Source organism: Agrobacterium tumefaciens, assembly GCA_025560025.1.
Classification (GTDB): Bacteria; Pseudomonadota; Alphaproteobacteria; order Rhizobiales; family Rhizobiaceae; genus Agrobacterium.
This window is the reverse complement of sequence record CP048486.1, coordinates 767685-779972: the sequence shown is the minus strand read 5'-3', so window position 1 is coordinate 779972 and position 12288 is coordinate 767685. Positions and strand designations below refer to the sequence as shown.

Genomic DNA, 12288 nt, shown 5'->3' with positions numbered 1-12288 from the left:
TCAGGCCTGCTGCTGTGCTGCCTTGTAGGCAGCCATCAGGTCCTCGACGGCAATGCCGTCGATCTTCATGCCGGTCATTCGGCATGACGTTATCTGCGCACCGGACAGGTTTGAGTTGCTCAGTTTCAGACCGGAAAAATTGACGTCGTCGATCGACCAGCCGGACATGTTGTTATCCGTGAACGACGCACCTGATAGGTTGATATTATTGAAGCTCGCCCCGGAAAGATTGACATTGTCAAAGACCGTGCCGGAAAGATTGACGTCGTTGAAGGTTGAGCCTGAAAGCGTGGCGCTGGCAGCCTCCACGATGTCAATAACGTCCTTGATCTGCATGTCGACCCGCCTCCGTGCTGTGCCACGGACCGCAGACTGCAATGCTGACGGCTGGTTTGCAAGCGTGATTTGACCCACGCTTGCCCGGCCTCAAACGCGGCTCGATTTGACGGCGCCAGGCATCGGCTTCAGCGTGTTCATCAGCGCACCGTAAGGCAGGAGCATGACAAGGCCGACGAGAACCTTCACCGACAGATCGCCAAGCGCCCAGGAAATCCAGCGAGGTGCTTCCATGGCGAAGACGCCGAGGATGGGCGCGTTTTCGATGGCGAAGGCATCGTTGGGGCCGACAAAAGAGAAGCTTGCGGCAAAGGCGATGGAGAAGAACAGGGCCGTATCCAGCACCGAACCCAGCATGGAGCCGGCAAGCGGCGCATGCCACCAGCGCTGGCGGCGCAGGCGGTTGAAAACGGAAATATCCAGCAACTGGCCGATCAGATAGGCGGTGCCGGAGGCGACCGCGATGCGTGGGATCGATGTCCAGAAGGACAGTGTGACACCAACGACGAAGCCGGCAAGCACGACGCGGCGCGCGATGGACGGGCCGAACTGGCGATTGGTCAGGTCCGTGACGAGGAAGGCGATCGGATAGGTGAAGGCGCCCCAGGTCAGAAGGTCGCCGAGATTGACGCCGAACAACGAGCCGGAAAGCGGGTATTGCACCAGAATATTGGACGCGACGACCACCAGTGTCATCAGCAGGACATAGATAAGCGTAAAGCGCAGATAGGGCATTTTTTTATCCTGGGTGATGCCACCAGTTAGAGCCAAACATCGGACCGAAAAGCCTTGACCGGTTTTCGGAAAATCCAATGCAACCGAGAACAAACAAAAGGCTTGAGCGGCAAAAGCCATTCAAGCCCTCTGAATATCGATGATGTCGAAACCGCTATTAAGCAGCTTCGGCCGTCTTCTTGGCGATCTGGCGGCGCAGGAGACGAGCGCGCATGCTCAGTTCGTTTTCGCCGGACTTCAGAAGGAAAGCATCGAGGCCGCCACGGTGTTCAACGGAGCGCAGAGCTGCTGCGGAAACACGCAGGCGGAAGCGCTGGCCGAGAGCATCGGAGATCAACGTGACCTGGCAGAGGTTCGGAAGGAACCGGCGCTTGGTCTTGTTGTTGGCGTGGCTGACGTTGTTGCCCGTCTGGACGCCCTTGCCGGTCAATTCGCATACACGGGACATGGGTACACCTATTTCGTTTCGTCTGTTTCACCACTGGCTCGCCACCGGCAAAACCGGGGTGGCAATCCAACTGGCCATGATTGGAAAGTTGCGGTTCTATAGTCAGACGAGACTTAACAGTCAAGCCGCTCGCGAGCAAATGAAAGGAAATTCCGGCGTTTTCAACCGTCGTCCGCTTTTTTATTGCCACAAGTCGGCGTATATCATCGCCAGATAAGGCCGCTTCCGCGCCTCTTTTAAGGTGATATCAGAATGATTGCCAGAGGAAAAAGCATTTTCGTGGCCGCGACAATGGCGTTAACGGGCGTTTCCCCCTCGCTCGCCGCCGAAGCGCGCCACACAAGCGAATACAGCATCAATCTCGGTATTTTGCCGATTGCCCGGGCGAGTTTTTCGACTCGCATGGATGGACCGAATTATTCGATCTCCGGTTCCTTCAGCGCCGCCGGCCTTGCCAGCATCCTCAAGGATATTTCCGGCAAGACGACTGTTTCCGGCGCCAAGCGCGGCCACCGACTGCAGGCCAACGAATATTCGCTGGTCTACAAGGACGGCAAGCGGGTACGGACCTATGACGTTGTCTATCGCAACGGCAACGTCACATCGACGACGGTAAAACCCGAGCCGAAGGCCCGGCCGGACAATTGGGTTGACGTAAAGGACCGCGACCTGCGCTCGGTTCTCGACCCTATTTCCGGTTTGATCATTCCCTCCGGCGGCCGTATCTGCCCGACCCGCCTGCCGATCTATGACGGCGAATCGCGACTCGATCTGGTTTTGAGTTCCAGTGGTACCAAGCCCTTCAAGACCAACGGTTTTAGTGGTGATGCGATCGTTTGCAAGGCGCGGTACGTGCCAAAGTCGGGCTACCGGCAGGGGCGCAAGGATATCGAATATCTGAAATCCATCTCAATGGAGATCTGGTTCGCCAAGTCGAACAATATGGATGTTTATGCGCCGGTCTACGCCATCATTCCGACGCGGGTGGGGCAGGTCTACATCACGGCGACGAAATACGGCGGCTGACCGAAGCTGACGTTGGCGTAAGAAAAGCAGAGGTTGCGGCGTATTTCTTCTCCCCGTTCGGGGAGAAGGTGGCCCGAAGGGTCGGATGAGGGGGCACCCTCTCCGAATATCTCTACCCTTGCCCCCTCATCCCGCTGCCGCGGACTTCTCCCCCTCGGGGAGAAGAAACAATGGGCACTCACTCACTCCGCAGGCGACTGCTCTAGGTTCAGGGCGCATCCCCCGGCGACCAGCCGGGTTCGGCCATGACGAAGCTCGAAAAGGCAAATCCCGGCGAGACGGTGCAGCCGACGAGGGTGAAATCGCCGAGGCTTTCCGCCGATTGCCAGCAATTGGCCGGCACGATCACCTGCGGGCGCTCGCCGTCGAGAATGGCGGGACCGAGCGTGAAGGTCTGCACCTCCCGGCCGTCGTCCGAAAGATGCAACGCGATGGGTGCGCCCGCATAATAATGCCAGACCTCAACGGCATCGGTGACCCGATGCCAGTGCGAGCGAACGCCTTTTTCGAGAAGATAATAGATCGCCGTTGAATGGCCGCGTTCGCCGCCCGCCTTGTCGCGAAAAGTCTGGTGATAAAAACCGCCCTCGGGATGCGGCTCGAGACCCAGTTCGCGAATGATCGCTTCCGCAGACAGAACGGCGCCCATCAGAAATTGTCCTTGCGCGTGCGGATTTCCGCAAAAACATCCGCGTCAGCGGCGGTCTCCAGGCCAAGATGCCGGCGGATACCGGCATCGGCGACCCGCATATAGGGATTGGTCTGCTTTTCGAGCCCGATGGTGGTGGGAATGGTGAATTCATTCGCCTGCCGCGCCTTTTCAACGCGTGCCGCACGCTCGCTCAGAACCGCATTGTCGGGATCGACGGTGAGGGCGAAACGGGCATTCGCGAGTGTATATTCGTGGCCGAAATAGACTTTTGTGTCATCGGGCAGCGCCATCAATTTCTGGAAGGAATGCCACATATCCGCCGCCGGGCGTTCGAACAGCCGGCCGCAGCCCATGGCAAACAGCGTATCGGCGGCAAACAGCAACCCGTCATCGGGAAGATAATAACAGATGTGTCCTGCGGTGTGGCCGGGCGTGGAAATGACCTGAACACGGCGTCCTGCAAATTCGAACTCGTCGCCATCTGCCTGTGAGCGGTCGAGACCGGGGATCGCGATAGCCTCGTCGTAAGGCCCGTGCACTTCGCAGCCGAACTTGTCCTTCAGCGCCAGATTGGCCTCAACGTGGTCCTGATGATGGTGGGTGGTGAAGATATGCGTGAGTTTCCAGCCATGGCCATCGAGAGCCTGCAGGATCGGGCCTTCTTCCGGCGCGTCGATGGCGGCGGTCGCCCCGCTTTCGGGATCGTGCAGCAGAACCCCGAAATTGTCGCTGCGGCAAAGAAAGACGTCTATTTCCAAAGGTTTCATCTCATCCTCTCCATTTGCCGGCCGGAGCCGACGCATTTATCCGCCTGGGTTTCAATGTAGGGGCAGACGCCTTGAAGTCCAACCGCCTGATGCTACATTCTCGCCCATGAACACTGATATCGTCGATCTGCGCGAATTCTATCATTCCCCGCTTGGCCGCTCGGCCGAGCAGGCGATCACCATGGCGCTTTCGACGCTCTGGCCGCCTTTGCCGGAAGAGCGACTGGTCGGCCTCGGTTATGCGGTGCCGTTTCTGGACCGGTTCCGCCACGATACCGAACGCACCTTCGCCTTCATGCCGGCGGGGCAGGGCGCGGTGAACTGGCCGGCTGGCGAGCTGTCTTCCACGGCGCTGGTGTTTGACGAGGAACTGCCGCTTCCCGATTCGTCCATAGACCGGGTGCTGATGGTGCACGCGCTGGAATTTGCCGAAAATCCGCGCGAGAGCCTGAAGGAACTGTGGCGGGTACTAGCGCCCGGCGGACGTCTGGTGATCGTGGTGCCGAACCGGCGCGGTGTCTGGGCGCGCATGGAACATACGCCCTTCGGCTCGGGGCGGCCCTATTCGCGCGGCCAGCTGACAGCGCTGCTGCGTGAAACCAACTTCACGCCGGGGGCTTCCGCCGAGGCGCTGTTCTTTCCGCCGACCACCAGCCGCCCGGTATTGAAATTCCGTCGTTACCTCGAACTCACCGGCCGCAGGCTGTGGCCCCTGTTCTCGGGCGTCATCGTGGTGGAGGCGCAGAAACGTCTCTATCAGGGATTGCCCGTCACCCAGCGCGCATCGCGCCGGGTTTTTGTACCCGTGCTCGCGCCGCAGGGTGTTCCCACCACCCGCACCGCCGCAAAGCACGGAAAGCCGCGCTGACCCTCGACAAAACGCCCATTCCGGTCTAATGCCTCCGGCATTGCTGTTGCCGGGTTCTCCGGCGTTTTTCCAAAGGTCGATCAAATGAGTGCAGAGCTTAGCCAACCTGTTCCGCGTCCGGGTATCCTGGATATCGCCGCTTATGTTCCCGGCAAGGAACATGTGGACGGCGTTGCGAAGGTCTATAAGCTCTCCTCCAACGAAACACCGCTCGGCCCGAGCCCGAAGGCGATTGAAGCCTTCGGCACGGCTGCCAGCCATCTGGAAATCTATCCGGACGGTCAGGCCATCGCGCTGCGCCAGGCTATTGCCGATGTGCATGGTCTCAACATCGCAAACATCATGTGCGGCAACGGTTCGGATGAGCTTCTGGGCCTGCTTTGCCATGTCTATCTCGGTGCAGGCGATGAGGCGATCATCACCGAACACGGTTTCCTCGTCTACAAGATCCAGATCATGGGCGCAGGCGCGACCCCGGTGACGGTGAAGGAAAAGGACTGCGCGGTGGACGTGGATGCGATCCTCGCCGCCGTCACGCCCAAGACGAAGATGGTTTTTGTTGCCAATCCCGGCAACCCCACCGGCACCTATGTTCCTGTTGCGGAAATCCGTCGCCTTCAAGCCGGTCTGCCGAAACATGTCGTGCTGGTGCTGGATGCGGCCTATGCCGAATATGTGCGCAAGAACGATTACGAGGCTGGTCTCGAACTGGTTTCCGGTAACCGCAACGTGGTGATGACCCGCACCTTCTCGAAGGTCTATGGTCTTGCGGCGCTGCGCGTCGGCTGGATGTATGCTCCGGCCGCCATCATCGATGCGCTGAACCGTGTTCGCGGACCGTTCAACATGAGTGCGCCGGCAATAGCGGCGGGCACCGCTGCCATTCGTGATCAGGCATTCGTGGAAAAGGCCGTGGCACATAATGCCCTGTGGATGGAAAAGCTGGTGACCGCCTTCACCGGTCTCGGCCTTAGCGTCACACCCTCTGTCACCAATTTCATCCTCATCCATTTTCCGGATCAGGACGGCAGGCGTGCGGCGGATGCGGATGAGTTCCTGAGCCGCCGCGGTTACATTCTGCGCGCGGTACGCGGTTACGGGTTCCCCAATGCCTTGCGTATGACCGTCGGGTCGGAAGAAGCCAATCTCGGCGTCATCGCGGCGCTTGGCGAGTTTATGGGGCAGGCGTGATGGGTGAAATCATGTTCGACCGCATCGCGCTGATCGGCATCGGCCTGATCGGCTCGTCGATTGCTCGCGATATCAGGGAACTGGGACTTGCCCGGCATGTGACGATTTCCACCCGCAGCGAAGACACGCTGAAACGGGCGGAGGAACTGGCGCTCGGCACGGATTACACGGTCTCGGCGGCGGAGGCAGCGAAGGATGCCGATCTCGTCATCGTCTCGGTGCCGGTCGGGGCTTCGGAAAGCGTCGCGCAGCAGATCGCGCCGCATCTGAAGCCCGGCGCCATCGTTACCGATGTAGGCTCCACCAAGGCCTCCGTCATCGCGCAGATGGCGCCGCATATGCCTGACAATGTGCATTTCATTCCCGGCCACCCGCTGGCGGGTACGGAAAAATCCGGCCCGGATGCCGGTTTTGCCGGCCTCTTCCGCGAGCGCTGGTGCATCTTCACGCCGCTGCCCGGCACGGACGCCGAGGCGCTGGAGAAGCTGAAGGATTTCTGGCGGGCGCTTGGTTCGCGCGTGGATGAAATGGATGCCGAACATCACGACAAGGTTCTGGCGATCGTCTCGCATCTGCCGCATATCATCGCCTACAACATCGTCGGCACGGCGGATGATCTGGAGACGGTGACCGAATCGGAAGTCATCAAATATTCGGCCTCCGGTTTTCGCGATTTCACCCGTCTGGCGGCCTCCGATCCGACTATGTGGCGGGATGTCTGCCTGCATAACAAGGATGCCATCCTGGAAATGCTGGCGCGCTTTTCCGAGGACCTCGCCTCCCTGCAAAGGGCAATCCGCTGGGGCGAAGGCGACAAGCTGTTCGAGCTGTTTTCCCGCACCCGCGCCATCCGCCGCTCCATCGTCCAGGCCGGTCAGGACGTCGACGCGCCGGACTTTGGACGGCATGCTCTGGATCAGAAGAAGTAAGTCGCTTCTGACGTACCGTCATGGCCGGATTTGATCCGGCCATCGGACTCGCTGGCAAATTACCAACTCTTTCCTTCGTCATCCTTGGGCTTGTCCCAAGGATCTAAACACGTCGATACAATCAATCGGTTGCAGATCCTCGGGACAAACCCGAGGATGACGTTGAATATGGGGCACCCGCTCAGATCGGCGGGATCTTGCCAAGCGGAATGAAACCGCTGACGGTGGCGCGACCGCGATCGACCACGAGATCGACGGACGCCCTGTCGCCGCCGCCGGCAAGCGCGCCGAGCAGCTTGCGGGCCGTGTCGATGGTGGATTGCAGCTGTGGGAACGCCTGCTTGGCATTGTCCGACCAGGCGCCGAGTTTTTCGATCTCCAGCTTGAACTGACCGGAGAGATAACCCTCATTGTCGAAGGAGAAGGGGCCGCTGATGCGCATCGTGCGGCCCTCGCCGATATCGGCCACCAGCCGGCGAAGCTCGCCGCTTGCGCCGTACAGGCCGGAACTGTCGCTGCCGTCGACCATGCCCGCCTTGCCCGCAAGTGTGACATCAACGATGGCGTCGAGGCGGGGAAGAACCTGCGGCCAGTCCTTGATGACGGTCGCCGAGTCGGTAAGCGTGATTGCACCGTCGAGATCGGCGCCGTTCTGGCGCAGGTGCATTTCCGTCTTTACGGCATCGAAGTCGATGGTCTGGCCGGTGACGGAAGAAATGGCCTGCGCTTTCAGTCCGTCGATGACGAGCGATGTGCGATCGATGCCCTTCAGCTTGGTGACAATGCTCGATTGCATGTTCTGCCAGGCGGCAGAAACCGTCAGGCCATGGGCGGTGCGGATTTCCGCGGGCGAATCCAGTTCCCAGATGATGTGGCCGGGATTGTAGACCTGCGCTGCCGAGCGCAATTCGCCAAAGGAAGCGGAAACGCCGTTCTGCTTGTCGTCCACCATCACCTTCGAGCAGAAGAGGCCGATGCGGAAGGGATAACCCTTGAAGGCGATATCGCCGCATTCACCGCTGACATTTCTGGCCTGTGAGGGGGATATCGCGTTCAGCACCGTCTGCTTCAGCCTGTCGGCGGCATAAAACCACCCGGCCGTGTAAAGTCCGATGACCAGCACAATGGCGATGCCAAGCCAGAGGAATTTTTTGGAGGTGCCGGATTGGCTTGACGCTGCCATATTGATCTCCGATGAACAGACTTCAGGTAATTTTGATTTGGCTTGGGATATGGACGATTTTTGGGTCTTTGGCTACGGTTCGTTGATGTGGAACCCCGGCTTCGCCTTTGAGGAGAGGCAGCAGGCGCGGCTGCATGGCTATCGTCGCTCGCTCTGCATCAGTTCCAGCGTCTATCGCGGCACGGAGGAAAAGCCGGGCCTCGTGCTGGGGCTGGAGCGCGGCGGTTCCTGCCTTGGCGTCGCCTTCCGCGTCAGGGGAAAAGACTACGACCCCGTCATGACCTATCTGCGTGAACGTGAACTCATAACGAATGTCTACAAGGAACGTGTTGTTGCAATTGCCTTTGCCGATGGCCGGCGCGGCAGCGCGGTGACCTATGTGGCCGATCCCGCGCATGAGCAATATATTGGCGGTCTGGGCGTGACCGAGGCGGCGGTCATCGTCGCGGCCGCATCGGGCCGGTCCGGGCCGAATACGGACTACGTCTTCAATACCGTGCAGCATCTGCAGGATATGGGCATTCGCGACTCGCTGCTGGAAAGCATTGCCGCCAATGTCGGCACGCTCGCGGCTCAGCCGGCGATTGTATCCTTGCCCTGAAGTTCGGCGATGCGCTTGATGGCGGTCGGCGGCAGCGGCAGGTGCGGGTTGTTGCGCGCGGTTTCCAGCAGCAACTCGTCGCTCGCCTTTTCCGTCACGTCGATCAGGCGCTTGAAAAACACGTCGGGGTCCAGCCCCGGCTCGATGGCCGGCAGGATACGCACCTTGAAATGGCCGGGATAGCGCATGGTCGAGCGGCGTGGCCAGAAGAGGCCGGGATGCATGGCGACGGGAATGACCGGAACCTGCAGATCGCGGTAAAGCCGGGCAATGCCATAACGATATTCGGGTTCGGCACCAGGTGGACGGCGTGTGCCTTCGGGATAGATGATGAGCTCGCGGCCGGCTGCCATTTCCTCCTTCGCCCGCTCCATGACCTTCAGCATCACCTTGCCGCGTGCGGCGCGGTTGACCGGGATCATGCGCTGTTTCATCACATACCAGCCGAACAGCGGAATCCACATCAACTCCCGTTTCAGAATGTAGACGGGGTCTGGCAGATTGGGCAGCAGCGCATAGGTATCCCAGAAGGACTGATGTTTGGGCGCAAAGATGCAGCCGGTCTCGGGAATGTTTTCCAGCCCTTCGATCTCGAAGGTGGTGCCGACGATGGTTTTCATCAGCCAATGGTTGGATCGCGCCCAGTTCTTGGGAATTTCGAAGGCGATCTTGCGTGGCAGGATGAAATAGATCGGCGTCAGCACGATCATGCGGACAATGAGATTGAGATAAAACAGCGTATTGAAAAGAAAAGAGCGCAGCTTGAGCATCAACAGCCTTCCCGGGATGCAGCCGTTCCGAAACTTTGAGCGCCTCGATGCCGGATGCCGATGCCAGACGCCTACACGAAAACAAGGCCAAGCAGCAAGCGCGTTTCTCTCCCCTTTCAGGGCGAAGTGCTCGCAGCCTTCATCGCGGAATGATCGGCAGAGGCCTTGCGCAGGCCGTCACCCTTGCCGAAGCCGGTCAGGTCGCGTCCCGCCGCCGCTACGAACTTCAAATATTCATAAAGCATGGTTCTGACCACATCCGGCTCGGAGAACCAGTTGGTCCGGGCAAGGTCCGCGCTGATGACGGGATAAGGAATGAACTCCGTTTGCGGGCTGGCATTGCGCAATTCATGCAGGCTGCGATGCATATGGTAATTGTTGGTGACGACGATGATGGCGGAATAGTTGTGATCGCGTATCCAGCTTGCCGCCTCATTGGCGTTGCCGATCGTATCCATGGCCTTATAGCCCATATCCACGCAGCAGGAAAACATGTCCGAAGAGCCCTGGGTCATCTTGCGGATTTGCGAACGGGTGGTCGCTGGGTTGACGCCGGAGATCAGCAGGCGCTTGCCCACGCCGTCGCGCAGCAGGCCGACTGCCTGTTCAATGCGCTGGTAACCACCGGTCAGAACGATAATCGCGTCGCCCTTCGCGCCTTCCGGTGGGCGCATGGAGGCAACGGAATCGGCAAACCACAGGAAGCCGCCGGAAAAAGCGCCGAGGGCGATGACGCAAAGCAAGATGAGGCCACGAATAAAACGGCGCAAACGACCGCGCCGCGACAGCAGGCTCTTTTTTGCCGGTCGCGTGCCTGTCTGATCCTGGTCCATCCGACTCACAAACATTCCTCCTGAATACTCGCCGATTAAGGCAAGGAACAGGCATTTTTGTCCACCGTCCGCAGGTTACATCCGGCTTGCAACGGTTTCAGTTTACTCGGGAAATCCGGTCCGGCATTTAAGACGCAAGACCATCGCTTTTCGACGGATCGGAACGCACCCGGTCGATATCGTCAATCGTGCGAATAACTGTTACGCGCGCCGTGATGGTGGTGAGAAGCGCGATGATGATCATGGTTGTCGCGATGCCGATATAACCGCCGAGACCGACCGAGAAAGAGCCGAAAAGCGCGCTTGCCTGATCGCTCTGCGGTGTGGCGACAGTGCTCGACTGCCAGAAACCGGCTGCAAGAAAAACCGTCGCCGCCAGCGCGCTGCCCGCCGCTGCCCCCTTGAGGCTGATTTTCAGGAAGTGCTTCTGGAATTCCCGCGCCACGAAGCTGCTTTCGGCACCGACGAAATGCAGGACCTCGACGATGTGCCGGTTGCCGGAAAGTGCGCCGCGGGTTGCAAAAACCACCGTCAGCACCATGGCGGTGAAGACGAGAATCAAAACGCCGACGCCGATCATGACCGTGGTTCTGGCCATGGAGACCAGCCTGTCCACCCATGTGCGGTGGTCGTCGAGAAACGCCTGCGGAAGTTCGGCCTTCAGCATGTCGCGCATTGCCTGAAAATCGGGCGGGTTGTTTTCGTCGATGGTGATGACGACGAGGCGTGGGATCGGCAGTTCGGAAAGGTCGAGACCGCTGCCGAGCCACGGTTCCAGCAGGCGTGAGGTGGCGGCATCGTCGAGGATCGTACCGTCGCGCGTGCCGACGAAGGTGAGCGCCAGATTGCGCGCCTTGTTAAGTGCCGCCGTCATGTCCAGCCCGTCCTCGGGCTTGATCTGGATGGTGATCTCGCGGGAAATCTGGCTCTGCCAGGTGGCGGCGGTGGCGCGCACCATGGAGACCGCACCGAGTGTGAGGCACGCAAGAAAGGCCATGATGGCGATGACCACCATCAGCGCATTGCCCTGAATGTTGGAGGGCGGCAGGATGGGCGCCATGGGGCGGATGCGCATGGGTGGGCGCTTCGGCTGTGCCGCTTCAGGCTTCAACGGTTTGCGGTTGATCTCATTCATAGATATCGAGCCGCCCTTCGGTCAGGATCATCCGGCGCGCATCGATCTGGTCCATCAGGCCAAAATCATGGGTGGCGATGACGACGGCCGTGCCCAGCCGGTTGAGTTCCAGAAAGAGGTTGAGAAGGCGCTTGGCCATTGGCGGATCGACATTGCCGGTCGGTTCGTCGGCCAGCAATATTTCCGGCTGGTCCATCAGCGCGCGGGCAATGGCGGCACGCTGCTTTTCCCCGCCGGAGAGGATGGCCGGCAGCACGTTGATACGCTCGCCGAGCCCGACCCATTTCAAAAGCTCGATCACGTCGTTGCGATAGGCGCTCTCTTCCTTGCCACGCACGCGCAGCGGCAGGGCGACATTTTCATAGGTCGTCAGATGATCGAGCAGCCGGAAATCCTGAAACACGATGCCAACGCGGCGGCGCAGCATCGGCAGCTCGCTGCGCGGAATGCGCGACACATCGCGGTTGAACATGCGGATATTGCCACGGGTCGGCTGCAGCGACATCAAAAGCAGGCGGAGCAGCGTGGTCTTGCCGGCACCAGAAGGGCCGGTCAGAAACTGGAACGAGCCCTTGGGAATGTCGAAGGTCATGTCCCTCAGGATCTCGGGTCCCATGCCGTAACGCAACCCGACATTTTCGAAATGGATCAACGGACTTCCAGTCTCTTCGTTTCGTGGTGGTTCGCAAGCCGCTGGCGCGTGGGGTTCGGATGTCGGGGTCTAACCCGGATCCGGTGGCCTGCGCGAGCCGTTTTTGCGAAGCATTAACCATTTAAATTTAAAACTTGGCAGGATTCGTTGCAATGCCCAGTT

The 12288-nt window shown here is 59.7% G+C and carries 15 protein-coding genes; 5 read left to right on the top strand and 10 right to left on the bottom strand.

Going from position 1 to position 12288, the window contains the following annotated elements:
- From FY152_17455 to rpmB, 3 genes are all read right to left on the bottom strand, one after another.
- On the bottom strand, nucleotides 1-336 hold the full coding sequence (locus FY152_17455) for a pentapeptide repeat-containing protein (GenBank protein ID UXS33953.1): 336 nt from the start codon (nucleotides 334-336) through the stop codon (nucleotides 1-3).
- A gap of 90 nt (nucleotides 337-426) precedes the next feature.
- On the bottom strand, nucleotides 427-1071 hold the full coding sequence (locus FY152_17450) for a queuosine precursor transporter (GenBank protein UXS33952.1): 645 nt from the start codon (nucleotides 1069-1071) through the stop codon (nucleotides 427-429).
- Nucleotides 1072-1228: 157 nt separating this feature from the next.
- Nucleotides 1229-1519, bottom strand: coding sequence for a 50S ribosomal protein L28 (rpmB, locus tag FY152_17445; GenBank protein UXS33951.1), 291 nt, complete (start codon nucleotides 1517-1519; stop codon nucleotides 1229-1231).
- Nucleotides 1520-1771: 252 nt separating this feature from the next.
- On the opposite strand from rpmB, the gene FY152_17440 reads away from it, so the two are divergent.
- A complete protein-coding gene (locus tag FY152_17440) occupies nucleotides 1772-2545 on the top strand; it encodes a DUF3108 domain-containing protein (GenBank protein UXS33950.1) in 774 nt (257 codons plus the stop codon).
- A gap of 208 nt (nucleotides 2546-2753) precedes the next feature.
- Here the strand turns inward: FY152_17440 and FY152_17435 are convergent, their stop codons facing one another.
- Both FY152_17435 and gloB read right to left on the bottom strand, forming a co-directional pair.
- Nucleotides 2754-3194, bottom strand: coding sequence for a cupin (locus FY152_17435; GenBank protein ID UXS33949.1), 441 nt, complete (start codon nucleotides 3192-3194; stop codon nucleotides 2754-2756).
- Nucleotides 3194-3964, bottom strand: a complete 771-nt coding sequence (gene gloB / locus FY152_17430) for a hydroxyacylglutathione hydrolase (GenBank protein ID UXS33948.1) — start codon at nucleotides 3962-3964, stop codon at nucleotides 3194-3196. Before gloB ends, FY152_17435 begins: the two co-directional genes overlap by 1 nt.
- A 106-nt stretch (nucleotides 3965-4070) precedes the next feature.
- On the opposite strand from gloB, the gene FY152_17425 reads away from it, so the two are divergent.
- From FY152_17425 to FY152_17415, 3 genes are all read left to right on the top strand, one after another.
- A complete protein-coding gene (locus FY152_17425) occupies nucleotides 4071-4832 on the top strand; it encodes a methyltransferase domain-containing protein (protein UXS33947.1) in 762 nt (253 codons plus the stop codon).
- An 84-nt stretch (nucleotides 4833-4916) separates the two neighbouring features.
- Nucleotides 4917-6023, top strand: a complete 1107-nt coding sequence (locus FY152_17420) for a histidinol-phosphate transaminase (protein UXS33946.1) — start codon at nucleotides 4917-4919, stop codon at nucleotides 6021-6023.
- On the top strand, nucleotides 6023-6952 hold the full coding sequence (locus tag FY152_17415; protein ID UXS33945.1) for a prephenate/arogenate dehydrogenase family protein: 930 nt from the start codon (nucleotides 6023-6025) through the stop codon (nucleotides 6950-6952). Before FY152_17420 ends, FY152_17415 begins: the two co-directional genes overlap by 1 nt.
- Before the next feature lie 181 nt (nucleotides 6953-7133).
- On the opposite strand, the gene FY152_17410 is transcribed toward FY152_17415, so the two are convergent.
- Nucleotides 7134-8135, bottom strand: coding sequence for a DUF2125 domain-containing protein (locus FY152_17410; GenBank protein UXS33944.1), 1002 nt, complete (start codon nucleotides 8133-8135; stop codon nucleotides 7134-7136).
- 49 nt (nucleotides 8136-8184) lie between these two features.
- Here FY152_17410 and FY152_17405 point away from each other — a divergent pair, with 49 nt between their 5' ends.
- On the top strand, nucleotides 8185-8736 hold the full coding sequence (locus tag FY152_17405; protein ID UXS33943.1) for a gamma-glutamylcyclotransferase: 552 nt from the start codon (nucleotides 8185-8187) through the stop codon (nucleotides 8734-8736).
- On the opposite strand, the gene FY152_17400 is transcribed toward FY152_17405, so the two are convergent.
- The 4 genes from FY152_17400 to ftsE all read right to left on the bottom strand — a co-directional run bounded on the left by FY152_17400 (nucleotide 8709) and on the right by ftsE (nucleotide 12126).
- Nucleotides 8709-9506, bottom strand: a complete 798-nt coding sequence (locus FY152_17400) for a 1-acyl-sn-glycerol-3-phosphate acyltransferase (protein UXS33942.1) — start codon at nucleotides 9504-9506, stop codon at nucleotides 8709-8711. The two genes, FY152_17405 and FY152_17400, sit on opposite strands and share 28 nt — an antisense overlap.
- A gap of 116 nt (nucleotides 9507-9622) precedes the next feature.
- Entirely contained in the window at nucleotides 9623-10339 is a 717-nt protein-coding gene (locus tag FY152_17395; protein ID UXS35092.1) for a YdcF family protein, read from the bottom strand.
- A gap of 127 nt (nucleotides 10340-10466) precedes the next feature.
- Nucleotides 10467-11474 (bottom strand): ABC transporter permease, encoded by a 1008-nt coding sequence (locus tag FY152_17390; GenBank protein UXS33941.1) that lies wholly within the window; start codon nucleotides 11472-11474, stop codon nucleotides 10467-10469.
- Complete coding sequence (gene ftsE, locus FY152_17385) at nucleotides 11467-12126, bottom strand: cell division ATP-binding protein FtsE (GenBank protein ID UXS33940.1); 660 nt, start codon at nucleotides 12124-12126, stop codon at nucleotides 11467-11469. Before ftsE ends, FY152_17390 begins: the two co-directional genes overlap by 8 nt.
- Between the last annotated feature and the right edge of the window lie 162 nt (nucleotides 12127-12288).

Bases quoted from the DNA above. Each gene is read 5' to 3' on its own strand.
- FY152_17455 (UXS33953.1), bottom strand. From the start codon at position 336: ATGCAGATCAAGGACGTTATTGACATCGTGGAGGCTGCCAGCGCCACG.
- FY152_17450 (UXS33952.1), bottom strand. From the start codon at position 1,071: ATGCCCTATCTGCGCTTTACGCTTATCTATGTCCTGCTGATGACACTG.
- rpmB (UXS33951.1), bottom strand. From the start codon at position 1,519: ATGTCCCGTGTATGCGAATTGACCGGCAAGGGCGTCCAGACGGGCAAC.
- FY152_17440 (UXS33950.1), top strand. From the start codon at position 1,772: ATGATTGCCAGAGGAAAAAGCATTTTCGTGGCCGCGACAATGGCGTTA.
- FY152_17435 (UXS33949.1), bottom strand. From the start codon at position 3,194: ATGGGCGCCGTTCTGTCTGCGGAAGCGATCATTCGCGAACTGGGTCTC.
- gloB (UXS33948.1), bottom strand. From the start codon at position 3,964: ATGAAACCTTTGGAAATAGACGTCTTTCTTTGCCGCAGCGACAATTTC.
- FY152_17425 (UXS33947.1), top strand. From the start codon at position 4,071: ATGAACACTGATATCGTCGATCTGCGCGAATTCTATCATTCCCCGCTT.
- FY152_17420 (UXS33946.1), top strand. From the start codon at position 4,917: ATGAGTGCAGAGCTTAGCCAACCTGTTCCGCGTCCGGGTATCCTGGAT.
- FY152_17415 (UXS33945.1), top strand. From the start codon at position 6,023: ATGGGTGAAATCATGTTCGACCGCATCGCGCTGATCGGCATCGGCCTG.
- FY152_17410 (UXS33944.1), bottom strand. From the start codon at position 8,135: ATGGCAGCGTCAAGCCAATCCGGCACCTCCAAAAAATTCCTCTGGCTT.
- FY152_17405 (UXS33943.1), top strand. From the start codon at position 8,185: ATGGACGATTTTTGGGTCTTTGGCTACGGTTCGTTGATGTGGAACCCC.
- FY152_17400 (UXS33942.1), bottom strand. From the start codon at position 9,506: ATGCTCAAGCTGCGCTCTTTTCTTTTCAATACGCTGTTTTATCTCAAT.
- FY152_17395 (UXS35092.1), bottom strand. From the start codon at position 10,339: ATGGACCAGGATCAGACAGGCACGCGACCGGCAAAAAAGAGCCTGCTG.
- FY152_17390 (UXS33941.1), bottom strand. From the start codon at position 11,474: ATGAATGAGATCAACCGCAAACCGTTGAAGCCTGAAGCGGCACAGCCG.